General features: G+C 74.1%; 17 protein-coding genes and 1 pseudogene. 2 read left to right on the forward strand and 16 right to left on the reverse strand.

What is annotated here, in order from left to right:
- Positions 1 to 9: 9 nt before the first annotated feature.
- The 8 genes from tmk to AB0Q96_RS07865 all read right to left on the reverse strand — a co-directional run bounded on the left by tmk (position 10) and on the right by AB0Q96_RS07865 (position 13,242).
- Positions 10 to 3,465, reverse strand: coding sequence for a dTMP kinase (gene tmk / locus AB0Q96_RS07830; protein ID WP_365322762.1), 3,456 nt, complete (start codon positions 3,463 to 3,465; stop codon positions 10 to 12).
- 209 nt (positions 3,466 to 3,674) lie between these two features.
- On the reverse strand, positions 3,675 to 6,524 hold the full coding sequence (gene topA, locus AB0Q96_RS07835; RefSeq protein WP_365322764.1) for a type I DNA topoisomerase: 2,850 nt from the start codon (positions 6,522 to 6,524) through the stop codon (positions 3,675 to 3,677).
- Positions 6,525 to 6,759: 235 nt separating this feature from the next.
- The gene (locus AB0Q96_RS07840; RefSeq protein ID WP_329421724.1) at positions 6,760 to 6,957 is read right to left on the reverse strand and encodes a hypothetical protein; all 198 of its coding nucleotides are present in this window, start codon (positions 6,955 to 6,957) and stop codon (positions 6,760 to 6,762) included.
- A gap of 273 nt (positions 6,958 to 7,230) precedes the next feature.
- Positions 7,231 to 8,772 carry a methyltransferase gene (locus tag AB0Q96_RS07845; RefSeq protein WP_365322766.1) on the reverse strand — a complete coding sequence of 514 codons (1,542 nt, stop codon included), beginning with the start codon at positions 8,770 to 8,772 and terminating at the stop codon, positions 7,231 to 7,233.
- Positions 8,773 to 8,864: 92 nt separating this feature from the next.
- Complete coding sequence (locus AB0Q96_RS07850; protein WP_365322768.1) at positions 8,865 to 9,488, reverse strand: small secreted protein; 624 nt, start codon at positions 9,486 to 9,488, stop codon at positions 8,865 to 8,867.
- Between the two features lie 287 nt (positions 9,489 to 9,775).
- Complete coding sequence (locus tag AB0Q96_RS07855; RefSeq protein WP_365322770.1) at positions 9,776 to 12,130, reverse strand: sodium-translocating pyrophosphatase; 2,355 nt, start codon at positions 12,128 to 12,130, stop codon at positions 9,776 to 9,778.
- A gap of 245 nt (positions 12,131 to 12,375) precedes the next feature.
- Positions 12,376 to 12,834: an ATP-binding protein gene (locus tag AB0Q96_RS07860; protein ID WP_365322772.1), complete on the reverse strand. Its 459-nt coding sequence runs from the start codon at positions 12,832 to 12,834 to the stop codon at positions 12,376 to 12,378.
- A 54-nt stretch (positions 12,835 to 12,888) separates the two neighbouring features.
- Entirely contained in the window at positions 12,889 to 13,242 is a 354-nt protein-coding gene (locus tag AB0Q96_RS07865; RefSeq protein WP_329421731.1) for an STAS domain-containing protein, read from the reverse strand.
- A 79-nt stretch (positions 13,243 to 13,321) separates the two neighbouring features.
- On the opposite strand from AB0Q96_RS07865, the gene AB0Q96_RS07870 reads away from it, so the two are divergent.
- Positions 13,322 to 15,817, forward strand: coding sequence for a DEAD/DEAH box helicase (locus AB0Q96_RS07870; RefSeq protein ID WP_365322774.1), 2,496 nt, complete (start codon positions 13,322 to 13,324; stop codon positions 15,815 to 15,817).
- 142 nt (positions 15,818 to 15,959) lie between these two features.
- Here the strand turns inward: AB0Q96_RS07870 and AB0Q96_RS07875 are convergent.
- From AB0Q96_RS07875 to ssd, 7 genes and pseudogenes are all read right to left on the reverse strand, one after another.
- Positions 15,960 to 16,298 (reverse strand): annotated as a pseudogene (locus AB0Q96_RS07875) (Rv3654c family TadE-like protein); the annotation flags it as partial.
- Positions 16,295 to 16,651 carry a TadE family type IV pilus minor pilin gene (locus AB0Q96_RS07880; protein WP_365322776.1) on the reverse strand — a complete coding sequence of 119 codons (357 nt, stop codon included), beginning with the start codon at positions 16,649 to 16,651 and terminating at the stop codon, positions 16,295 to 16,297. The pseudogene AB0Q96_RS07875 and the gene AB0Q96_RS07880, both read right to left, overlap by 4 nt.
- Positions 16,638 to 16,877: a DUF4244 domain-containing protein gene (locus tag AB0Q96_RS07885; RefSeq protein ID WP_365323297.1), complete on the reverse strand. Its 240-nt coding sequence runs from the start codon at positions 16,875 to 16,877 to the stop codon at positions 16,638 to 16,640. Before AB0Q96_RS07885 ends, AB0Q96_RS07880 begins: the two co-directional genes overlap by 14 nt.
- A gap of 258 nt (positions 16,878 to 17,135) precedes the next feature.
- On the reverse strand, positions 17,136 to 17,885 hold the full coding sequence (locus tag AB0Q96_RS07890) for a type II secretion system F family protein (RefSeq protein ID WP_365322778.1): 750 nt from the start codon (positions 17,883 to 17,885) through the stop codon (positions 17,136 to 17,138).
- Entirely contained in the window at positions 17,882 to 18,757 is an 876-nt protein-coding gene (locus AB0Q96_RS07895; RefSeq protein WP_365322780.1) for a type II secretion system F family protein, read from the reverse strand. The genes AB0Q96_RS07890 and AB0Q96_RS07895 overlap by 4 nt, the downstream gene beginning before the upstream one ends.
- Positions 18,754 to 19,926 (reverse strand): TadA family conjugal transfer-associated ATPase, encoded by a 1,173-nt coding sequence (locus AB0Q96_RS07900; protein ID WP_365322782.1) that lies wholly within the window; start codon positions 19,924 to 19,926, stop codon positions 18,754 to 18,756. The genes AB0Q96_RS07895 and AB0Q96_RS07900 overlap by 4 nt, the downstream gene beginning before the upstream one ends.
- On the reverse strand, positions 19,923 to 20,966 hold the full coding sequence (gene ssd, locus AB0Q96_RS07905) for a septum site-determining protein Ssd (protein WP_365323299.1): 1,044 nt from the start codon (positions 20,964 to 20,966) through the stop codon (positions 19,923 to 19,925). Before ssd ends, AB0Q96_RS07900 begins: the two co-directional genes overlap by 4 nt.
- A 600-nt stretch (positions 20,967 to 21,566) precedes the next feature.
- Here ssd and AB0Q96_RS07910 point away from each other — a divergent pair.
- Positions 21,567 to 22,466, forward strand: a complete 900-nt coding sequence (locus AB0Q96_RS07910) for an HAD-IB family hydrolase (protein ID WP_365322784.1) — start codon at positions 21,567 to 21,569, stop codon at positions 22,464 to 22,466.
- Positions 22,467 to 22,791: 325 nt separating this feature from the next.
- Here AB0Q96_RS07910 and AB0Q96_RS07915 read toward each other — a convergent pair whose 3' ends face one another.
- On the reverse strand, positions 22,792 to 23,610 hold the full coding sequence (locus AB0Q96_RS07915; protein WP_365322786.1) for a Fic family protein: 819 nt from the start codon (positions 23,608 to 23,610) through the stop codon (positions 22,792 to 22,794).
- Between the last annotated feature and the right edge of the window lie 72 nt (positions 23,611 to 23,682).

The following is a 23,682-nucleotide window of genomic DNA, read 5'->3' on the forward strand; positions in this document are numbered from 1 at the left end:
GGCGCGGGTTCAGCGGCGCCCTCGGCGCGCCTTCCCGTCGCCGTCCTCGTCGTCGTGCGGTCCGAGCAGCTCGTCCGCGAGGGTCGGGAGGTCGTCGAGCGGGGTCTCCTCGGCCCAGTCGGAGCGGCGCCGGGGCCGCCCGTTCTCGTCGAGCTGGGGCAGTTCGCGGGTGCGCTCGTTGGCGCCCTCCGGGGCGGCTCCGGCATCGCGGAAGAAGTCCTGCGGCACCCGGTCGGCGGGGGCCGCGTCGCTCACGGTGGGCAGCACGGCCGTCCGCTCGGCCTCGCTCTCGGCGCCGGCTCCGGAACCGGTACCGGATCCAGCTCCAGAGCCAGGACCGGTACCCGTACCCGTACCCGTACCCGTACCGCTGCCTGCTCCCGTGTCCTGTCCAGGCCGGATCCGGGGCAGCACCGTGGTCTCCTCGTCGAGCCGCACGATGGGCGTCGGGACGGTGACCTCGTTGGGCGACACGGTCGGCGCGTCGCCCCTGTCGTCGCTGCTGCCCGTGCCGGAGGCGGCCGGTCCGCCCGCGCGCCCGGCGGGCCGCGGCTCGTCCGGCTTCACGATGGGCGTGGCGACGGTGATCTCGTTCGCCGACTCCTCCACCGACTTCGCGGCCTTCGCCGCCCTGCCGGCACCCGCGGCACTCGCGGTACCCGCGACGGCGGCCTCCGCCGCCGCCGTCCGCTCGGCGGCCTTCGCGGTGGCGCGCCGCTCCGCCTCGGCCCGCTCGGCGGCACGCCGCTCCGCCGCGGCGGCGCGTTCGGCCGCGGCCTGTTCCGCCGCCGCGCGCTCCTCCTCGGCCTTCGCCGTGGCCTTCGCGGCAGCGGCCTTCCGCTGGGCCTCGGCGGCCAGCGCCGCCGCAGCGGCCTGCTCCGCGGCGGCCTTGCGGGCGGTCTCCTCGGCGGCCTTCGCGGCGGCGGCCTCCGCCAGCCGGCGGGCCTCCTCGGCGCGGATCAGGGCCTGCTCGGCCTTGCGCTGCTTCTCCAGGCGCCGTTCCTCGGCCTCGGCGCGCAGCCGGGCCTCCTCCTCGGCCTGCTCGCGGCGCCGCTCCTCCTCCAGGAGGCGGGCCTTCTCCTCGGCCTCGCGCCGCTTGCGCTCCTCCTCGGCCGCGATCCGGGCCTCCTCGGCGCGCTGCCGGGCCTCCTCCGCCTGGCGTTCGGCCTCCAGGCGGCGGGCCTCTTCCTCCTCGGCCTTGCGGCGGGCCTCCTCCTCGGCGCGCAGCTTGGCGAGCTGCTCCTGGCGCTCGCGCTCCAGGCGCTCCTCCTCGGCCTTGCGGGCGGCCTCCTCCTCGGCGCGGCGGCGGGCGTCCTCCTCGGCCTTGCGACGGGCCTCCTCCTGGGCCTTCACCTCGGCCTCGGAGAGCGGCAGGACGCGGTCGAGCCGGTGGCGTACGACGGTGGTGACGGCCTCCGGCTCCTGGCCGGCGTCGACGACGAGGTAGCGGCCGGGGTCACCGGCGGCGAGGGCCAGGAACCCGGCCCGTACGCGCGCGTGGAACTCGGGCGGCTCGGACTCCAGCCGGTCCGGCGCCTCGGTGAACCGCTCGCGGGCGGTCTCCGGGGAGACGTCGAGGAGCACGGTGAGGTGCGGGACGAGGCCGCCGGTGGCCCAGCGGTTGATGCGGGCGATCTCGGTCGGCGACAGGTCGCGGCCGGCGCCCTGGTAGGCGACGGAGGAGTCGATGTACCGGTCGGTGATGACGACGGCGCCGCGCTCCAGGGCGGGCCGGACCAGCGAGTCGACGTGCTCGGCGCGGTCGGCCGCGTACAGCAGGGCCTCGGCGCGGTTGGACAGGCCGGCGCTGGAGACGTCGAGCAGGATCGAGCGGAGCCGCTTGCCGATCGGGGTGGCGCCGGGCTCGCGGGTGACGACCACCTCGTGGCCCTTGGCCCTGATCCAGTCGGCGAGGGCCTCGACCTGGGTGGACTTGCCGGCGCCGTCGCCGCCCTCCAGGGCGATGAAGAAGCCGGTCGGGGAGGGCGACTGGGCCGGGTCGGCGCCGCGCAGGGCGTCGCCGAGGTCGCGGCGCAGCGGGACGCCCGCCCGGTCGTCGGTCTTGGCGAGGACGACGACGGCGACGGGCAGCAGCAGCGCGCCGACCAGCATCAGGGTGAAGGCCGCGCCGCCGTGGGCGAAGACGAAGGCGCCGGAGGCGAGCCGGTGCGGGCCGATCCCGGCGGCGACCAGCGGGGCGACCAGCGCGCCCGCGCCGATGGCGACGCGGGAGACGGCCTGGAGGTGCTCGGTGACCCGGGGCCTGCGGTCCTCCTCGGTCTCCTGGTCGACGAGGCTGTGGCCGGTGCGGGCGGCGACACCGGCCGCGTACCCGGCGAGGGCGGCCAGGGCCAGCACGGTGGCCGTGTCCGGCACGAGGCCCATGGCGAGCAGGGCGACGCCGGTGACGGCGACGGCGAGGGAGAGCAGGCGGCGCCGGGAGAGCACCGTGAGGACGGAGCCCGCGGTGCGGATGCCGACGGCGGTGCCGCCGCTGAGCACGAGGACCAGCAGGGCGTACGTGACGGGCCCGCCGCCCAGGTCGTACGCGTGGAGCACGGCGACGGACGCCGCGGCGGCGATGGCGCCGGCGACGGTGCCGCAGGCGAGCACGAACAGCGGGAGCGCGCCGGTGCGGCCCTTGTCCTTGGGGAGCCGCAGGCCCTCCAGGGGCGAGCGGGGCCGCGGGGTCCGGCCGCCGGGCAGGGTGAGCGGGAACAGCACGGAGAGCGAGGCGGCGAACAGTCCGGCGGCGACGTACGCGCCGAGGGCCGCCTGGTGCTGCGAGAACCAGTCGATGCCGCTGCCGAGCAGGTTGCCGACGAGGGTGGCGAGCAGCAGCACGCCGGCCGCGGCGGGCACCGCGAGGAACGAGGTGCGCAGGGTGAGCGTGCGCAGCGCGCCCAGGTGGTCCGGGAGCGGCCGGACGGCGGCGCCCTCGGCCGGCGGGGCGGGCAGCAGCGCGGGGGCCGCGCCCTCCTTGGCGATCGTCCAGACGCGTTCGGCCGCACCGGTGACGAAGACGGTGCCGAGCAGGAACCAGAGCGCCTTGTCGGGGGTCCAGTCGATCCACAGCGGGGCGACGACGAGCAGCGCGAGCCGCAGCCCGTCGGCGCCGATCATGGTCCAGCGGCGGTCGAGCGGGCCGCCGGGCGCGGTCAGCGCGGTGAGCGGGCCGAGCAGGGCGGCGCCGAAGAGGACGGCCGCGAGGATCCGCGTGCCGACGACGGCGGCCACGGCGAACGCGGCGCCCCGGTACCCGCCCCCGAGGGCCCCGTCGGCCACGGCCGCCTGGAGCCCGAGCAGGGTCAGGACGAGGACGGCGAGCGCGTCGCCCGTGCCGCCGACCGCCTGGGCGCCCCACAGGCGCCGCAGCGGCTGATGGCGCAGCAGGGCCCGTACGGCACGCTCCCGGGAATCGGCGACGAGTGCGGCGTCGGTGTCTGGCTGCTCTGCTCGCGTCATCCGTCCACCCTATCCGGACGCTCTTGCTCCCCGCGGCCTCCGCCCGAACAAACAGACGGGGAGGGCGGGGGTGGTACCCCCGCCCTCCCCGTCGTGTCGGGAGGGTCACTCCGGCCCGGCGATCACTTGGATCGTCCCGGCCCGGAGTTCACTCGGATCGTCCCGGGCCGGCGATCACTCGGATCGTCCCGGCCCGGCGATCACCCGGATCACTCCGACTCGGCCGCCGCCGTCTTCTTCGCGGCGGTCGCCTTCTTCGCCGTCGTGGCCTTCGCCGTCGTGGTCTTCTTGGCGGCCGTCTTCTTCGCCGCGGCCGTCTTGGTCGCGGTGGTCTTCTTGGCGGCGGTCTTCTTCGCCGGGGCCTTCTTCGCGGGCGCCTTCTTGGCCGCCTTCTTCGCCGGGCCCTTGGCCCGCTTCTCGGCCAGCAGCTCGTAGCCGCGCTCGGGCGTGATCGTCTCGACGCTGTCGTCGGTGCGCAGGGTCGCGTTGGTCTCGCCGTCGGTCACGTACGGGCCGAAGCGCCCGTCCTTGACGACCACGGGCTTCTCGCTGACGGGGTCGGTGCCGAGCTCCTTCAGCGGGGGCTTGGCGGCGGCCCGGCCACGCTGCTTGGGCTGGGCGTAGATCGCCAGCGCCTCCTCCAGCGTGATCGTGAACAGCTGCTCCTCGTCGGTGAGCGACCGCGAGTCCGTGCCCTTCTTCAGGTACGGGCCGTAGCGGCCGTTCTGCGCCGTGATCTCGACGCCCTCGGCGTCGGCGCCGACGACGCGGGGCAGCGACATCAGCTTGAGCGCCTCGTCCAGGGTCACCGTGTCGATGGACATCGACTTGAAGAGCGAGGCGGTGCGCGGCTTGACCGCGTTCTTGCCGGTCTTCGGGGTGTTCTCGGGAAGGATCTCGGTGACGTACGGGCCGTAGCGGCCGTCCTTGGCGACGATCTGGTTGCCGCTGACGGGGTCGGCGCCCAGCTCGAAGTCGCCGCTCGGCTTGGCGAGCAGCTCCTCCGCGTAGGCGACGGTCAGCTCGTCCGGCGCGAGGTCCTCGGGGACGTCGGCGCGCTGGTGGCCCTCCGCGTCCTTCTCGCCGCGCTCGACGTACGGGCCGTAGCGGCCGACGCGCAGCACGATGCCGTCGCCGACGGGGAAGGAGGAGATCTCCCGGGCGTCGATGGCGCCGAGGTCGGTGACGAGCTCCTTGAGTCCGCCGAGGTGGTCGCCGTCGCCGTTGCCGGCGTCGGCCGCGCCGCCCTCGCCGGAGCCGCCGCCCTCACCGAAGTAGAAGCGCTTCAGCCACGGCACCGCCTGGGCCTCGCCGCGCGCGATGCGGTCGAGGTCGTCCTCCATCCTGGCGGTGAAGTCGTAGTCGACGAGCCGCCCGAAGTGCTTCTCCAGGAGGTTGACGACGGCGAAGGAGAGGAACGACGGCACGAGCGCCGTCCCCTTCTTGAAGACGTAGCCGCGGTCGAGGATGGTGCCGATGATCGAGGCGTACGTCGACGGGCGGCCGATCTCGCGCTCTTCGAGCTCCTTGACCAGGCTGGCCTCGGTGTAGCGGGCCGGCGGCTTGGTCGCGTGGCCGTCGACCGTGATCTCCTCGGCGGCCAGCGCGTCGCCCTCGGCGACCTGCGGCAGGCGCCGCTCGCGGTCGTCGAGCTCGGCGTTCGGGTCGTCGGCGCCCTCGACGTACGCCTTCATGAAGCCGTGGAAGGTGATCGTCTTGCCGGAGGCGGAGAACTCGGCGTCCCGGCCGTCGGCGGCGGTGCCGCCGATCTTCACGGTGACGGAGTTGCCGGTCGCGTCCTTCATCTGGGAGGCGACGGTCCGCTTCCAGATGAGCTCGTACAGGCGGAACTGGTCGCCGGTCAGGCCCGTCTCCGCCGGGGTGCGGAAACGATCACCCGAAGGACGAATCGCCTCGTGCGCCTCCTGGGCGTTCTTGACCTTGCCGGCGTAGACGCGCGGCTTCTCCGGCAGGTAGTCGGCGCCGTAGAGCTGCGTGACCTGCGCGCGGGCCGCGCCGACGGCCGTCTCGGACAGCGTCGTCGAGTCCGTACGCATGTAGGTGATGAAGCCGTTCTCGTACAGCTTCTGCGCCACCTGCATGGTCGCCTTCGCGCCGAAGCCCAGCTTCCGGCTCGCCTCCTGCTGGAGGGTCGTGGTGCGGAAGGGGGCGTACGGGGAGCGGCGGTACGGCTTCGACTCGACCGAGCGGACGGCGAAGCGGGTGTCGGCGAGGGAGGCGGCGAGTGCGCGGGCCTTCTCCTCGTCGAGGTGGAGGACGCTGTCGCTCTTCAGGCGGCCGTCGGCGCCGAAGTCACGGCCCTGCGCGACGCGCTTCCCGTCGACGTTCGCGAGGCGCGCGACCAGGGAGGACGGGTCGGATGGGTCGCCGGCGCGGCCGGTGGAGAAGGTGCCGGTGAGGTCCCAGTACTCGGCGGAGCGGAAGGCGATCCGCTCGCGCTCGCGCTCGACGACGAGCCGGGTCGCGACGGACTGGACGCGGCCCGCGGACAGGCCCCGCATGACCTTCTTCCACAGGACCGGCGAGACCTCGTAGCCGTACAGGCGGTCGAGGATGCGGCGGGTCTCCTGGGCGTCGACCATGCGCTTGTTCAGCTCGCGCGGGTTGGCGACGGCCTGCTGGATCGCGTCCTTGGTGATCTCGTGGAAGACCATCCGGTGGACCGGGACCTTGGGCTTCAGGACTTCCTGGAGGTGCCACGCGATGGCCTCGCCCTCGCGGTCCTCATCGGTGGCGAGGAAGAGCTCGTCGGACTCGGCGAGCAGCTCCTTGAGCTTCCTGACCTGCGCCTTCTTGTCGGCGTTGACGACATAGATGGGCTGGAAGTCATGGTCGACGTCGACGCCGAGGCGGCGCACCTCGCCGGTGTACTTCTCGGGCACCTCGGCGGCGCCGCTCGGGAGGTCGCGGATGTGCCCGACGCTCGCCTCGACGACGTAGCCGGGGCCGAGGTAGCCCTTGATCGTCTTCGCCTTGGCAGGCGACTCGACGATGACGAGTCGGCGGCCGCCCTGTGCGGTCTCGCTGGTCGGGGACAACTTCGCTCTTCTCTCCGGTCGACGCTCTCCGGCACGCACTGCGTACGTACGGTGCTGGCTCGTGCGGCAGCGGCACATACGGTGCACTGCCGTCGCTGCGGAGTGTGACGGTACAACCCGCCCCCGTGTCAAACGGCGAAAGCCCGCAACGGCCACTCGAACGGTAACCCGACTCCTGCCCTTCCTGCCGCCCGGACTGCCGGACCGGCGGGGCGGGGCTTCCGCCCGGACGTCCTCACGGACGCCCGAAGCACCAGATCCCGAGGAGGAGGAAGGCGGCGCCGAAGAGGCCCGACAGGACGGCGGCGGGCCTCGGCGCGACGCCGAGCGCGACGGGCTCGCCCTGCGCCACCCGGACCCCCGTCCACACCAGCAGTGCGGCCCCGAACAGCGTGAACGCCCCTCCCGCGAAGATCGCCGGCCCGCTCTCCATGCCCGTACCCCGTTCCGTCGCCATGCCGTCTCCGGCTACCGGAGCCGAGGCTGGCACCTCCCGGCGTCAGGGCGGCGAATTCGCGGTGAACGACGCGGAGGGTGCTGAACGGTTTCACGAGGATGGCCGGTACTCCGCTGTCGTTCCGGCCTTCTTCGTCACCTCATCGGACGTCAATCGGTCGAATCAGGTCGGCGAACCGACCCGAACCGGTCACTGCCGCTCGGTTCACTGCTGCTCGGTTCACTGCTGCTCGGTTCACTGCTGCTCGGTTCACTGCTGCTCGGTCGCGGGCAGCAGGAAGCCCTCCTCCACCAGGAGCCGGATCGCCTGCGGGGTGCGGTCCCGCAGCAGGACCGGGTCCTCGCCGGTGAGCTGGCCGATCGCGTCGAGGATCCGCCCGGCGCTGAGCGTGCCGTCGCAGACGCCCGCGAAGCCGGCCGCCACGTGGTCCACCCGGGTGGCCCGGCGCATCCCGCGGTTCTGGCGCAGCAGCACGTGCTCGGGGTCCTCGGCGCCGGGCAGGCCGACCTGCTCCTGGACGACCTCGGGCGCGAGGACGAACCGGTCGGCGAGCAGCGCCGCGTCGTCCCGGCCGCGCAGGTAGTCCTGGCGCTCGAAGTGGGCCCGGACGGTGTCGCCGAGGGGCTGCTCGACGGGGTGCGGCCACTCCTCGATGACGATCGAGGGCTCGGCCGCCCCGGAGGCGACGGCCGCGCTCTTGCGCAGGGTGATCCAGCCGAAGCCGATCCCCCTGGTCCCGCTGGCCTCGAACTCGTCCAGCCACCGCCCGTACGCCAGCCGGTACTCGGCCGGGTCGCCGCGGTGGTCGCCGCTGTCGCGGAGCCACAGCTCGGTGTACTGGGTGACGTCCTGGACCTCGCGCTGCACGATCCAGGCGTCGCAGCCGCGCGGCACCCAGGAGCGCAGCCGGTCCTGCCACTCCTCGCCCTCGACGTGCTGCCAGTTGGCGAGGAACTGGGCGTATCCGCCGTCGTTGAGCCGCTCCCCGGCCTCCTGCACGAGCGTGCGGCAGAGGTCGTCGCCCCCCATGCCGCCGTCCCGGTAGGTGAGTCCGGCGCCGGGGGAGATCACGAAGGGCGGGTTGGAGACGATCAGGTCGTACGTGTCGCCGTCGACCGGCTCGAAGAGCGAGCCGGTCAGCAGCTCGGCGCCCCGGGCCCCGGAGAGGGCGAGGGTGAGCCGGGTGAAGTCGAGGGCCCGCGGGTTGAGGTCGGTGGCGGTCACCAGCGTGGCGTGCCGGGCCGCGTGCAGCGCCTGGATGCCGGAGCCCGTGCCCAGGTCGAGGGCGGTGGCGACGGGGGTGCGGACGGTGATTCCGGCGAGGGTGGTGGAGGCCCCGCCGACGCCGAGGACGACCCCCTCGTCCTTCTTGCCGATGCCGCCGGCCCCGCCGACCGCGCAGCCGAGGTCGGAGACGATGAACCAGTCCTCGCCGTCCGGGCCGCCGTACGGCCGGACGTCGACGGTGGCGAGCACGGTGTCGTCCTCGTGGACGACCCAGCCGTCGGCGAGCGCCTCCGCCAGGGGCAGCGCGGCGGCGGCCCGCTCGTGCGGCACGGCGCGCTGGAGCAGGAAGAGCCGGACGAGGGTCTCCAGCGGGGAGTCCCCGCGGGTCGCCCGCAGGGCGGGCACGGTCTCGCTGCGGGCGAGCGCGGCGTAGGCCTGGGCGCCGAGCAGGTCGAGCAGACCGTCGGCGGTGAAGTCGGCGGCGAGCAGGGCCTCGCGCAGGCGGACGGCGTGCGTGGGCACCGGGAGGCTGGGGGTCGTGCTGGTCGTACTCACGTGCCCCATTGTGACGGGCGCCACCGACAACGGCCGCCAGCGACAGGGGCGGGCCGGTCCGGAGGCGCCGGACCGGCCGGGCGGGACTTCGCGGACCCGCCCTACGGCTTGGCCGAGGCGGTCGACTTGGTGACCGGGGTGGAGCCCGCCTTCGGGGAGGCGGAGCCGCCCGGCTTCGGGGAGACGGACGGGGTCTGGCAGCCCGGCTGCTTGGCCATGGCCTGGCCGAGTTCGCCGGCCTGCAGCTTGGCTACGGCGTCCTGGTCCATGTTCTGGATCTTGCCCAGGTTCTCGGAGACGACCTTCAGGCCGTCCGCGAACTTCTGCTGGTTGGCCGTGTCCAGGCTGTCGACCTGCTTCTTCAGGCCCTCGTACGCCACGGCGGTGGCGTTGAGCTCCTTGATCGCGTCCTGCTGGATCTTCTCGCCGTTGTCGACCGGCGGGGCGCCCGCGGACTCCACGGCCTTGGCCAGGGCGCGGTCGGCGGCGGCGATGTCGGCGAAGGCCTTCGAGTCGGCGGCCTTGATCGTGACGGGCTTGCTGTCCGCCGCCGTCGAGATGATCAGCTGGTTCGCGTCGGCGCGCTTCTGGATCTGGGGCTGTGCCTGGTCGCAGAACGTCTTGGCCCAGTCGTTGACCTTGTCGCCCTTGTCGTCACTGCACCCCGACAGCGCGAGCACCAGTACCGCGCAGCCGGACAACGTGGCCGCAAGATTCTTGTTCACCGGATCGGTCCCTTCCAAGGCTCTCGGCCCCGGAACATACACGCCGTACGGATGGCATCCACCGATCGTGGGACCGATTCATCCGATATTGCAGCCGTTTGCACCAAGGAGACAGGGGCGGACGTCACGTCAGAACACGCCCTCCGCCCCTTCCCTGACGCCATCTCACGCCACCGCCCGGCCGCGCCGCCCCTTCCCTGACGCCACCTCACGACCTCGCGCGCCACGCCGCCCCGTGCCGCCCATGCCGCCGCGCGCCCTCGTACGCGGGCGGGTCCCGACCCCGCCTACGGGATCACCGTGGCGTCCCGCGACGTCCCGTTCCGCTCCGCCGAACCGTCGTCCACGGCCACCGAACGCCGCTTGGAGACCCGGACCGCGCCGACCACGACCACGACCGCGAGGACGGCGACGAGCGCCCGCAGCCCGGCGCTGGCGTCGTCCCCGTAGCTGAACTGCACCACGGCGGGCGCGATCAGCAGCGCGACCAGGTTCATCACCTTCAGGAGCGGGTTGATCGCCGGGCCCGCGGTGTCCTTGAACGGGTCGCCGACCGTGTCGCCGATGACGGTCGCCTCATGGGCCGGACTGCCCTTGCCGCCGAAGTTCCCGTCCTCGACCAGCTTCTTCGCGTTGTCCCAGGCGCCACCGGAGTTGGCGAGGAAGACGGCCATCAGGGAGCCGGTGGCGATGGCCCCGGCGAGGTACGAGCCGAGCGCGCCGACGCCGAGCGAGAAGCCGACCGCGATCGGCGCGAGGACGGCGAGCAGTCCGGGCGTGGCGAGTTCGCGCAGCGCGTCCTTGGTGCAGATGTCGACGACCCGTCCGTACTCGGGCTGCTCCGTGTAGTTCATGATCCCGGGGTGCTCGCGGAACTGCCGCCGCACCTCGTAGACCACCGCGCCGGCCGACCGGGACACCGCGTTGATGGCGAGCCCGGAGAACAGGAAGACGACCGCGGCGCCGAGCACCATCCCGAAGAGGTTGTTGGGCTGGGAGATGTCCATGGACAGGTTCATCTCGGTCGCCTTCGCGCCCACTTCGGCGACCGAGGTGGCGATGGCGTCGCGGTACGAGCCGAAGAGCGCGGCGGCGGCGAGGACGGCGGTGGCGATAGCGATGCCCTTGGTGATCGCCTTGGTGGTGTTGCCGACGGCGTCGAGCTCGGTGAGGACCTGCGCGCCGGCACCTCGCACGTCGCCGGACATCTCGGCGATGCCCTGGGCGTTGTCGGAGACCGGCCCGAAGGTGTCCATGGCCACGATCACCCCGACCGTGGTGAGCAGCCCGCAGCCGGCGAGGGCGATGGCGAACAGCGCCAGCATGATGGAGGTGCCGCCGAGCAGGAACGCCCCGTAGACGGCGAGGCCGATCAGCAGCGCCGTGTAGACGGCGGACTCCAGGCCGAGGGAGACGCCGGCCAGGACGACGGTGGCGGGGCCGGTCAGGGAGGACTTCCCGATGTCCCGGACCGGGCGCCGGCGGGTCTCGGTGAAGTAGCCGGTGAGCTGCTGGATCAGCGCGGCCAGCACGATGCCGATGGCGACCGCGACCAGGGCGAGGACCCGCGGGTCGCCGCCGTGGGTGGGGATGCCGGGCTCGGTGACGCCCTCCAGGTCCGCGTAGGAGGACGGGAGGTAGACGAAGGCGGTGACGGCGACCAGGGCCAGCGAGATCAGCGCGGAGAGGAAGAAGCCCCGGTTGATGGCGGTCATGCCGCTGCGGTCGGTACGCCGCGGGGCGACGGCGAAGATGCCGATCATCGCGGTCACCACGCCGATCGCGGGCACCATCAGCGGGAAGGCGAGGCCGGCGTCGCCGAAGGCGGCCTTGCCGAGGATGAGGGCGGCGACGAGCGTCACGGCGTACGACTCGAAGAGGTCGGCGGCCATGCCGGCGCAGTCGCCGACGTTGTCGCCCACGTTGTCGGCGATGGTGGCGGCGTTGCGCGGGTCGTCCTCGGGGATGCCCTGCTCGACCTTGCCGACGAGGTCGGCGCCGACGTCGGCGGCCTTGGTGAAGATGCCGCCGCCGACCCGCATGAACATCGCGATGAGCGCGGCCCCGAGCCCGAAGCCCTCCAGCACCTTGGGCGCGTCGGCGGCGTAGACCAGCACGACGCAGGAGGCGCCGAGCAGGCCGAGGCCGACGGTGCACATGCCGACCACGCCACCCGTACGAAACGCGATCTTCATCGCCCGGTGCGCGACATCCGTCAGGTCCCGCTCCGGTTCCCCCGGTGCGGGCGTGGCCTCCCTGGCCGCCGCCGCGACCCGCACGTTCGCCCGGACGGCGAGCCGCATGCCGAGATATCCGGTGACCGCCGAGAAGAGCGCGCCCACCAGGAAGAACAGCGAGCGCCCGGCGCGCTGCGACCAGGTGTCGGCGGGCAGCAGGAACAGCAGGAAGAACACGACGACGGCGAAGACGCCGATGGTGCGCAGCTGCCGGGCGAGATAGGCGTTGGCGCCCTCCTGCACGGCCGCCGCGATCTTCCGCATGGATTCCGTGCCCTCGCCGGCCGCCAGCACCTGGCGGACCAGCAGCCGGGCCACGACCAGCGCCGCGAGCGCCACCACGGCGACGACGCCCACGATCACGCGGTTCTCCTGGGTGAGCACCGCGGCTGCGAGAACCGCCATTCCGTCCTCCTTGACGTCACGGGGTCAGGACAGAACGGATTCTATGGAGCTAAACCCACAGGAAACGGATATCCGCAGTGGTAATTCCCGAATACCTCACAAGTACGGCCGAACGGGGAATGCGGCGACGGCATGGGCGCGCGTCGCCGGTTCCGGGAAACGCGAAGAGGCCCTGCGGGGCAGGGCCTCTTCGTCCGGTCTGGGGGTCGCGGCCGGGATCATCCGGTCCTGGGACTCCGGCCGGATCAGGTGAACGCGGAGTCCGGGTTGGCCGGCCAGCTCATGCGGATGGTGCCGCCGTCCTCGCCGGCGCTCACCTCCACGTCGTCGACGAGTCCGCGGATCACCGCGAGACCCATCTCGTCCTCGCCGTCGGCGTCGTCGAAGTCCTCGGCCGGGGCGGTGTCGCGCGCGCCGGGCACGCCGACGGCGTCCGCGGCCGCCACGCCCGCACCGGGCACCTCGTCGCCGACCTCGATGGAGAAGGTCTTCTCCTCCTCGGTCAGCACGACCCGGACGGGGGTGGTGACACCGTTGCTCCGGTGCAGTCCGACCGCCCGGGAACACGCCTCGCCGACGGCGAGCCTGACCTCGTCGAGGACCGCCTCGTCGACCCCGGCCCGGCGGGCGACCGCGGCGGCCACGAGACGGGCCGTGCGGACGTGCTCGGGCTGAGCACTGAAGAGGAGTTCAACGGTGGCCATGCGATCCCCCTGGGGTTCTGGACGGCTACACGGGGCGAGGAGCTCGCGTCGGCCTCAGTCGGCCGCGTTGACGGCGTCCTCGACCGAGGTGTGGATGGGGAACACCTTGGTGAGTCCGGTGATCCGGAAGATCTTCAGAATGCGCTCCTGGTTGCAGACGAGACGCAGCGACCCCTCGTGGGCGCGCACCCGCTTCAGGCCGCCCACCAGCACGCCGAGGCCGGTCGAGTCGAGGAAGTCCACCCGCTCCATGTCGACAACCAGGTGGTAGCTGCCATCGTTCACCAACTCGACCAACTGCTCGCGCAGCTTGGGCGCGGTATACACATCAATCTCGCCACCGACCTCGACGACCGTGCGGTCGCCGGCCGGGCCGGGCACAGTGCGAGTCGACAGAGACAGGTCCACGGGTCCTCCAGCACCTAGCTATCGAGCGGCCGCCCCTCGGAACTCCCGTGCGGAGTCACGGGACGGAACGCCGGCCGCGATGGCATTCAATCACTTACCGACTGCCATGCACGACGCCTTGGAAGCATTGTCCGTCACGCCGGTGACACACTCGATGCCGATGGCCAAGAATCACCACCCCCGCCGACCCGCCGGGGAGACGGGCTACCGCCCCTCTCCAGGTCAGGTCCTCGACCGGCTCTCCGCAGGCGAGAGCCGGGCCTCGCGCATCACCCATACGGAGCATCTGCCCGCCCGGGAGGGCCGCCATGCCGTCTGGCCGCACCGCATTCGCGCGGAGGTGATCGACGCCATCCAGCGCGCCGGGATCGAGCACCCCTGGGCGCACCAGGCCGAAGCCGTCGAGCACGCCCTGGACGGCACCTCCGTGGTGATCGCCACAGGAACCGCCTCGGGCAAGTCGCTCGCCTATCTCACCCCCGTCCTGTCCACCCTCCTGGACGGCGCCGAGGCCGCCAACGGGCGCGGCGCCACCGCCCTATACCTGGCCCCCACCAAGGCCCTCGCCGCCGACCAGCGCCGTGCCGTACGGGAACTCGCCGCCCCGCTCGGCAACCGGATCCGGCCCGCCGTCTACGACGGCGACACGCCGGTCGAGGAGCGCGAGTGGGTCCGCCAGTACGCGAACTACGTGCTCACCAACCCCGACATGCTGCACCGGGGCATACTCCCGTCCCACCCCAGGTGGGCCTCCTTCCTGCGCTCCCTGCGCTACGTCGTCGTCGACGAGTGCCACACCTACCGGGGCGTCTTCGGCTCCCACGTCGCCCAGGTGCTGCGCCGCCTGCGCCGCGTCTGCGCCCGGTACGGCGCCGACCCCGTCTTCCTCCTCGCCTCGGCCACCTCCGCCGACCCGGCCCGCGCCGCCGCCCGCCTCACCGGCCTGCCCGTCACCGAGGTCTCCGACGACGCCTCCCCGCGCGGCGAACTGGTCTTCGCCCTGTGGGAGCCGCCGCTGACCGAGCTCCACGGCGAGCAGGGCGCCCCGGTCCGCCGCACCGCCACCGCCGAGACCGCCGACCTGCTGACCGACCTCACGGTCCAGGGCGTGCGCTCGGTCGCCTTCGTCCGCTCCCGGCGCGGCGCCGAGCTGATCGCGGTGATCGCCCAGGAACGCCTCGCCGAGGTCGACCGCTCCCTGGCCCGCCGGGTCGCCGCCTACCGGGGCGGCTACCTGCCCGAGGAGCGCCGCGCCCTGGAGCGCGCCCTGCACTCGGGCGAACTCCTCGGCCTGGCCGCCACGACCGCCCTGGAGCTGGGCGTGGACGTCTCGGGCCTGGACGCCGTCGTCATCGCCGGCTATCCCGGCACCCGCGCCTCCCTGTGGCAGCAGGCGGGCCGCGCCGGCCGGTCCGGGGAGGGCGCGCTGGCGATCCTCGTCGCCCGCGACGACCCGCTGGACACCTTCCTGGTCCACCACCCCGAGGCGATCTTCCAGCGCCCGGTCGAGTCGACCGTCCTGGACCCCGACAACCCCTACGTCCTCGCCCCCCATCTCTGCGCCGCCGCCGCCGAACTACCACTGACCGAGGCCGACCTGCCCCTCTTCGGCCCCGCCGTCCCCGACCTCCTCCCCCAGCTGGAATCGGCCGGCCTGCTGCGCCGCCGCTCCACCGGCTGGTACTGGACCCGCCGGGAACGGGCCGCCGACCTCACCGACATCCGGGGCGGCGGCGGCAGCCCCGTACGGATCGTCGAGACCGGCACCGGCCGGCTCCTCGGCACCGTCGACGAGGCCGCCTCCCACGCCTCCGTCCACGAGGGCGCCGTCCATCTCCACCAGGGCCGCACCTATCTGGTCCGCGAGCTCGACCTGAAGGACTCCGTGGCCCTCGTCGAGGAGGCGAGCCCGCCCTACTCGACCACCGCCCGCGACACCACCTCCATCTCCGTCCTGTCGACCGACACCGAGGTCCCCTGGGGAGCCGGGCGCCTCTGCTTCGGCTCCGTCGAGGTCACCAACCAGGTCGTCTCCTTCCTCCGCCGCCGCCTGATCACCGGCGAGGTGCTCGGCGAGACCAAGCTGGACCTGCCGCCCCGCACCCTGCGCACCCGCGCCGTGTGGTGGACGGTCACCGAGGACCAGCTCGACGCCGCCCGGATCGGTCCGGAGATCCTCGGCGGCGCCCTGCACGCCGCCGAACACGCCTCCATCGGCATGCTGCCGCTCTTCGCCACCTGCGACCGCTGGGACATCGGCGGCGTCTCCGTGCCGCTCCACCCCGACACGCTGCTCCCGACCGTCTTCGTCTACGACGGCCACCCCGGCGGCGCCGGCTTCGCCGAACGCGCCTTCCACACCGCCCGCGCCTGGCTGACCGCGACCCGGGAAGCCATCGCCTCCTGCGAATGCGACTCCGGCTGCCCCTCCTGCATCCAGTCCCCCAAGTGCGGCAACGGCAACGACCCCCTCCACAAACGAGGCGCGGTCCGACTGCTCACGGAACTGCTGCGGGAGGCTCGGGAGCCTGAGGGGGCGGACGCGGGGGCCTCGCCCTCGTCCGAGGCCACGTAAGGCCCGGTAGCGGGGCGTCTGGAGGCCCGCGGGGCGTAAGGCCCGGTAGCGGGGCGTCTGGGGGCCCGCGGGGCGCAAGGCCCGGCAGCGGGGCGCCTGGAGGCCCTCGGGGCGTAAGGCCCGGCAGCGGGGCCTGGAGGCCCGCGGGGCCCGGTGGGCCCGCTCGGGAGGCGACCTCGGGGGACCACGGGCCCACCGAGACGCGGGCGGTGACGTCCGCGATGTCCTCGCGCACCCGGCACCGGACCACGTCGGCGCCCTGTGCCGCCGCCACCCGCGTCGCGGCCGCGCACGCGTCCTCCTCGCCCCACAGCGCCCGGTCGGCCGCCGCGAGGGCCGCCAGGTCGGCCGCACCGCCCGCCCGGTGCCGGGCGGCCACCGCCTGGCCCAGCGCGAGCACCGCCCCGAACACCACGCACAGGGCGCAGGCCGCGAACGCCGTCCACACGGTCGCCGCTCCCCGGTCGTCGCCGCCCCTCATGGCACCGCCACCCCCACCGTGTCCTCGGCGAGCGCCGCCGCGCCGGCCCGCAGGGTCAGCCCCAGGCCGCCCGGGCCGGGCGCCGACGCCTCCACCGTCACCCGCCACAGCTCGCCCGACCGCTCGACGGTGACCCTGGCCCCGTCCGGCGCGGCGGCCCGCGCCGCCGCCTCCGCCGCGGCCACCGGCTCGGAACGGGCGACCGCCCGCGCCCCTGCCCTGGCCGCGTCCACGCACCGAATCTGCGCTCCGGCCGCGCCCAGCCCCCACAGCAGGGCTGCCGTGAACAGCACCAGGGCGGGCAGCGCGACCGCGGTCTCCGCGGTCACCGAACCCCGGTCAGAACGGCGCATCGAGGGCCTTCCCGATCACCGACTCCAGGGCTTTGGTGACCGCCCCGCTGGTGAGCACCTTGTAGAGCACGGCCGCGAACGCCGCCGCGGCGATCGTGCCCATCGCGTACTCCGTCGTGCTCATGCCCGCGTCCCCGCGCACCGCCGTCCGCCGGACCCGCCACCAGCCATGGAGCACCGCCCTGAACGTGCCGACCTTCACCAGGTCCACCGCCCGCCCCGTCATCGTCCGAGTCGCCGTCCGCATCGCGTCCATCGCCTTCTCCCTCCTCGCGTTCACAGCCGTCACGGCCTCCATGGCCGTGGTCATCACGTGCAAGGCCGCCACGGCCCTCGTCTTCGTCATCCCGGCTCCCCCTCGTCCTGGTCCTCGTCCTGGTCCTCGTCCTCGTCGCGCCATTCGTCCTCCCGTGGTCCCGCCGTCCTGCCGTGCTGCCGTCTGCCGTCTCTTCGTCCCGTCGTCCCGGCTTCTCGTCGCGCCCGCTCACCCGCCACCGAGCAGCCCGGTGGCCAGGCCGATGACCACCGGGGCCACTCCGACCGCCAGGAAGGCGGGCAGGAAGCAGAGCCCCACCGGTGCGGTGATCAGCACCTGTGCCCGCTGCGCGCGGGCCGCCGCCGCTCGGGCGCGGGCCGCTCGCAGGCTCTCGGCGTGCCGGGCCACCGCGTCGGCCGCGGGTGCCCCGGAGGAGGCGGCCCGCTCCAGGCATCTGGCCAGTCCCTCCGCGCCCGGTATCGCGCCGAACCTCCGCCACACCTCGGCCGGTTCGCCGCCGAGTCGCAGCTCGGCCGCCGTACGGATCAGGCGTTCGCCGACCGGTCCGCCCAGGGACCGGCCGACCGCCTCCGCCGATTCCCCGGGTCCGGCGCCGGCCGAGGCGCAGGCCGCCAACAGGTCGGCGGCCAGCGGGAGCTGACGGATGATCTCCTGGTCGTCCGGTGCCGTGCCCGAGGCACGCCGGGCCCTCAGCCACCGCAGGGTCCAGGCCGTGGCGGCCCCGGCCGCCAGGCCGGGCAGCCCGCCGATCAGCACCCATCCGCCGACACCCGCCGCGCAGGGAACGGCCCAGGCCCGCAACCGGGGCGGCAGGGACCGGCGGGGGGACCGCACCGGTGCCGGTGCGGCCGGGAGCAGGGCCTCGACGCGGCGGCGCAGGCGCCGGTGGCGGCGTCGGTCGGCCACGAGACTCACCGCCCAGGCCAGGGCGCACAGCGCTCCGAGTGCCGTCGTCATGGGCGCTCCCCTCGCCGCACGATCCGGGCCGCCCACCACAGCCCCAGGGCTTCGAGGGCGCCGCCGACGGCCAGGCAGCCGAGGCCCGCCGGGGTGTGCAGCAGCACCCGCAGAGGGCGTGCGCCGAGCGCGGCTCCGAGGCCGAGTCCGGCGACCGGAAGCACCGCGAGGACCGCGACCGTCGCCCAGGCCCCGGCCAACTGGGCGCGCAGCCGCTCCCGCTGGTCCCGGTGGGCGCGCAGGGCCGCCTCCAGGCGGTCGAGCCCGGCGGCCAGGCCCGCGCCGCCGTCGACGGCGACCTGCCAGCAGGCCGCCATCCCGGCGAGCCCGTCGGCGCCGTCCCGCCGTGCCGCCCGGCGCAGCGCCTCGGGGACGTCCCCGCCGAACCGGGCCGCCGCCAGGACCGCCGCCTCCTGCCCGCCGAGCGCCCCGGTCGTGCGGGCCGCGAACGCGAGGGCCTGGGCGGGCTGCCAGCCGGCTCTCAGCTCGCCCGCGACGGCCCCGCACAGGGCCACCACGCCGTCGCCTCGGGCCTCCCGCTCGCGCCGGGCCCGGGCCGCCCGCAGCCGGCGGCCCACCAGGGGCACCGCCACCGCGCCCGCGAGCAGCGGCAGCAACGAGGCTCCCAGCAGGGCGAGGAGCGCCGCCACGGGCAGACACAGCCACTCCGGCCGCCGCCGGGCGGCATCCCGCCACCGCCGGAAGGCCGTCGGCCAGGAGGCCGCTCCTCCGCCCGGCACCGCGAGGACCGTCCTCGCCCGGCGGAGCGCCCGCTCGCGCTCGGCCGTCCACCAGAGCGCGCCGCCCGCGCACAGCACCGCCGCTCCCTGCGCGGCGGCTCCGCCCGCGATCCCCGTCGTGATGGGTGTCATGGGCGCCCCTCCTCCCCCGTCATGGCTCCTCCGATCAGCGAGCGCAGCCGTTCCCAGCCCCGCTCCCGTGCGAAGCCCTCCGCTTCCCAGCGCAGCGCGGGCACGGTCACGACCAGCCCCTCCCGGTCGCGTGCGAGGACGTGTACCTCGGCGACGCGCCGCAGGCCCGAGCGGTCCCGCACCAGGTGCAGCACCGCCGAGAGTCCGGCGCCCAACTGGCTGTGCAGGGCGGCCCGGTCGAGTCCGGCCGCCGTGCCGAGGGCCTCCAGGCGGGCGGGGACGTCGGCCGCCGTGTTGGCGTGGACGGTCCCGCAGCCGCCTTCGTGGCCCGTGTTGAGGGCGGCCAGCAGGTCGACCGCCTCGGGGCCTCTGACCTCGCCGACCACCAGTCGGTCCGGCCGCATCCGCAGCGCCTGCCGCACCAGGTCCCGCAGGGTCACGGAACCGGCGCCCTCCTGGTTGGGCGGGCGGGCCTCCAGGCGCACGACGTGCGGGTGGTCGGGGCGCAGTTCGGCCGAGTCCTCGGCGATGACGATCCGCTCCCGCTCGCCCACGAGGCCGAGGAGGGTGGACAGCAGGGTGGTCTTGCCCGATCCGGTGCCGCCGCTGACGAGGAAGGAGACGCGGGCCTCGACGAGCGCCCGCAGCAGGGGCGCGCCGCCGGGCGGGACGGTGCCGGCCTCCGCGAGCTCCGTCACGGAGAAGGCCCTCGGCCGCACGACCCGCAGCGACAGGCAGGTCGAGCCGACCGCGACCGGCGGCAGGACGGCGTGCATCCGGGTGCCGTCCGGCAGGCGCGCGTCCACCCAGGGCCTGGCGTCGTCGAGGCGGCGTCCCGCGACCGCCGCGAGCCGCTGCGCGAGGCGCCGGACGGCCGCCGCGTCGGGGAAGGTGACCCTCGTCGGTTCGAGGCCCGCGCCCCGGTCCACCCAGACGCGGTCGGGTGCCGAGACCAGCACGTCGGTGACGCGCGGGTCGGCGAGCAGTGGCTCCAACGGGCCGGTGCCGACCAGTTCGCTGCGCAGCTCCTCCGCCGTGCCGAGCACTTCGGCGTCCCCGAGCAGGCGCCCCTGGGCCCGGAGCGCGGCGGCGACGCGGGCCGGGGTCGGCTCGGCGCCGCTCTCGGCGAGCCGCTGCCGCACGGCGTCGAGCAGCCCCGCCCCGCTCATGAGGCACGCTCCGGCACGAGGGCCCGCTCCCAGAAGGCGGTGCAGAAGCGGGCGAGCCCGCCCCGGGCGTCGGCGCCGGGCGGTGGATCGCCGTCCCGGGCCGCCGAGAGTCCGGGGTCGTAAGGGAGTTCGCCCGCGAGGGGCAGGCGCAGGGCGTCGGCGATCCAGCGCTCATCGAGTCCGGGCGCGTACGGTCCGCGGACCACCGCGCGCAGGTCGCGCAGCACCATCCCGACCGTGGAGGCCACCCGGTGCGCGGCGGCCACCGCCCGCAACTCGCCCGGGACCAGGAGCAGTCCGAGGTCGAGCTGGGCGAGGGCCTCGGCGACCGCGCCGTCGACCCGGCGGGGCAGGTCGACCACGACCACTCCGCCGCGCCTGCGGGCCGCGGCGAGCACCGAGCGCATGGCCGCGGGCGGCACGACCACCGAGTCGCCCCGGTCCCAGCTGAGGACGCGGAGCCCCCGGACCGAGGGCAGCGACTCCTCCAGGGCCCCGCCGGCCACCCGTCCCTTCGAGGCGGCGAAGTCGGGCCAGCGCCGCCCTTCGGCCCGCTCCCCGCCGAGCAGCACGTCCAGTCCGCCGCCGAGCGGGTCGCCGTCGACAAGCAGGGTGCGCCGTCCGGCCCGGGCGGCGGCGAGCGCGAGGGCGCAGGCGAGGGTGGAGGCTCCCGCGCCGCCCCGCCCGCCGATGACGCCGACGGTCAGCGCCTGCCTGCCGACGCCCTCGGCCGCGTCGGCGATCCGGTCGACGAGCCGGGTCTCGTCACCGGGCAGGGTCAGCACGTCGTCCGCGCCGAGCTCGACGGCGCGCCGCCATACGCCCGGGTCGTCGGGGTCGCGGCCGACGAGCAGGACACCGGGCCGGCGGGTGGCGCCGCGGCACCGGGCGGCGGCGTCGTCGCCGACGAGGACGAGCGGCGGGTCGGTCCAGCCCCCGCCGCGCTCGGGCACCGTGTGGTGCACCTCGGCGTCGGCGCCGGCCGCGGCGCACAGCCGCAGCAGGTCATCGAGGAGCGCGAGGTCCTCGGTCACGATCAGCGGCCTGGGCGGCCTGGCTCCTCCACCGTCCGGGCCCGGCCCACGCCGCCCGCCGCCACCGCCGGCCCGTCCGCCCTCGTCCCTGTCCGCACCCGGGCCCGAACCCGAACCCGCGTTCTCCGGCGTTCCGGAAGCCTTCGATCCCTCCACGGCAGCCACCCCTCACGTGATTCCTGCGGTCCGCGAACTTCGCGACCGGAATCACCGTGGCGCCGACTCGGAAATCATGTGGATCTTGCTCGAAAACTGTGGATAAGCCAGGGGTTGTGAATAACTTCGTCACCCGAACCGGGACTGCCCGGAGAGCAGCGCGACGACTACGCTGAGTAGCGAAATCGGGGGGCACTCGTCCGCCCGGCTCTCAGGGGATCCAGGACGAAAGGAGGCGCGAAAGTAGTGGAACATCGGACGAAAACGCGTCCGGACATGCGACGACCCCCGCCGGGGGGGAGAGCGGGGGTCGTCTTTCCGGCCGACTCGGGGGGGGAGGAGCCGGACCGGGTTAGCACGGTCGCGAACGATCCGTGACTTCCATGGTGTACCCGAGAGCCTTCTCAGGCAAACCCACGCGCCCCAGCGTACGCCGAATGGCGGGCACCTATGCTCGGGCTCGTGGAAAACCACTCGATGCCGCGCGCAGCCGCCTTCTTTGACCTGGACAAGACGGTCATTGCGAAGTCCTCGACGCTGACCTTCAGCAAGTCCTTCTACCGTGGCGGACTGATCAGTCGCCGTGCCGCGCTGCGGACGGCGTACATCCAGTTCGTGTTCCTGGTGGGCGGAGCCGATCACGACCAGATGGAGCGGATGCGCGAATACCTTTCCGCGCTCTGCAAAGGCTGGAACGTCGCGCAGGTCAAGGAGCTCGTCGCCGAGACCCTGCACGATCTGATCGACCCGATCATCTACGACGAGGCGGCCTCCCTCATCGAGAGCCATCACGCCGCCGGGCGCGATGTCGTGATCGTCTCGACCTCGGGCGCGGAGGTGGTCGAGCCGATCGGGGAGATGCTGGGCGCCGACCGGGTGGTCGCCACCCGGATGGTGGTCGGCGACGACGGCTGCTTCACCGGCGAGGTGGAGTACTACGCGTACGGCCCGACGAAGGCCGAGGCGGTGCGCGAGCTCGCGGAGTCCGAGGGATACGACCTCTCGCGCTGTTTCGCCTACAGCGACTCGGCGACCGATCTGCCGATGCTGGAGGCGGTGGGTCACCCGTACGCCGTGAATCCCGACCGGACCCTGCGGCGCGAGGCGACCGCCCGGGACTGGCCGGTGCTCTCCTTCGACAAGCCGGTCCGACTCAAGCAGCGTCTGCCGGAATTCCGCATGCCGCCCCGGCCGGCGCTGGTCGCCGCGGCGGCGGTGGGAGCGGCCGCGGCCACCGCGGGCCTCGTCTGGTACGCCAGCCGTCGCAGACAGGCCGCACTCGCCCAGGCGGCGAATATCGCCAAGGCGGCCGGGACCACGGGACTTGCCGATCGCTTTGCCCGGATTTGAGACGAAGGCAAAGAAGCGGAGCCAGGACTTTCGCTTCCTCCCGGACAGGAGTAGAAAGGAATCAGGCCCGCGAGACCTAGGACATCCGAGAGGATCACCTGTTGAGCATCACGGCCCCACGGACCTAAGCATGGAAACCTGGCACCCACGCGACGTCGACCCTTCGATTAAGGGCCAGCCGCACCAGGCGATGGGCAAAGTTCCCCGCCTGATGGGCACATATCGAGGACGCTTGGTAACTGGGTAGACGTGCCAGCGGCGGTACCGCTCCTTGGTACCGCCGCAACCCATGTTCCGGGCCGGACGAGGCCCGATCAGTTCCCGATCAGGCCGCGCCGCGCTGCAGCGCCTCGCAGACGGCCGTCGACTCCCGGACTCCCAGCTCCACCGAGCGCCCGCAGTGCGCGATCCAGGCGCCCACGCCCTCCGGGGTGCCGGACAGGTAGCCCTCGAAGGCGGCGACGTAGGCCGCCCGGCCCTGCTCCGCGTGGCCGACCTCGGCCGGGCAGATCGCCTTCGGGTCGAGCCCGCTGCCGACCAGCACGATCCGCTCGGCGGCCCGCGCGATCAGGCCGTTGTGCGAGGCGAAGGGGCGCAGCGCGAGCAGTTCGCCGTGCACCACGGCGGCCGTGACCAGGGCCGGGGCGTTGCCGCCCGCGATGATCAGGTCCGCGAGGCCGTCGAGCCGTCCCGAGACCTCGGCCGGGTCCGGCAGCGGCGCCTCGATCAGCGGCTCGACGACCGGTTCGCCCGCCTGACGCGGCCGGCCGGTCGTGTCGCGCGGGTCGCCCTCGGCGACCAGGTGCAGCCGGGCGAGGACCCGCAGCGGCGACTGCCGCCAGATGGACAGCAGCTGGCCGCACTCGGCGCCGAGCCGGAGGGCGGCGCCGACCGTGCGGGCCTCGTCGTCGCCGCTGAAGTCGGTGCGCCGGCGGACCTCTTCGAGGGCCCAGTCGGCGCCCGAGAGGGCGGCCGAGCCGCGCGCGCCGCGCAGGGCGGCCTCGCCGGTGATCTCGTTGCTGCGGCGGCGCATCACACGGTGGCCGTAGACCCGGTCGACGGCCTTGCGTACGGAGTCCACCGAGTCGGCGACGCCCGGCAGGGAGCCGAGGGCGGCCAGGGGGTCAGAGGCGTGCGTACTCATAAGTAGGGAGGCTACGCGCCCGGGGCGGCCGCCCCACCTTGGAGTGGTCTTCTTCACGCACCTCGACCACGG

The sequence above is a fragment of the Streptomyces sp. NPDC093111 genome, assembly GCF_040683955.1.
Classification (GTDB): Bacteria; Actinomycetota; Actinomycetes; order Streptomycetales; family Streptomycetaceae; genus Streptomyces.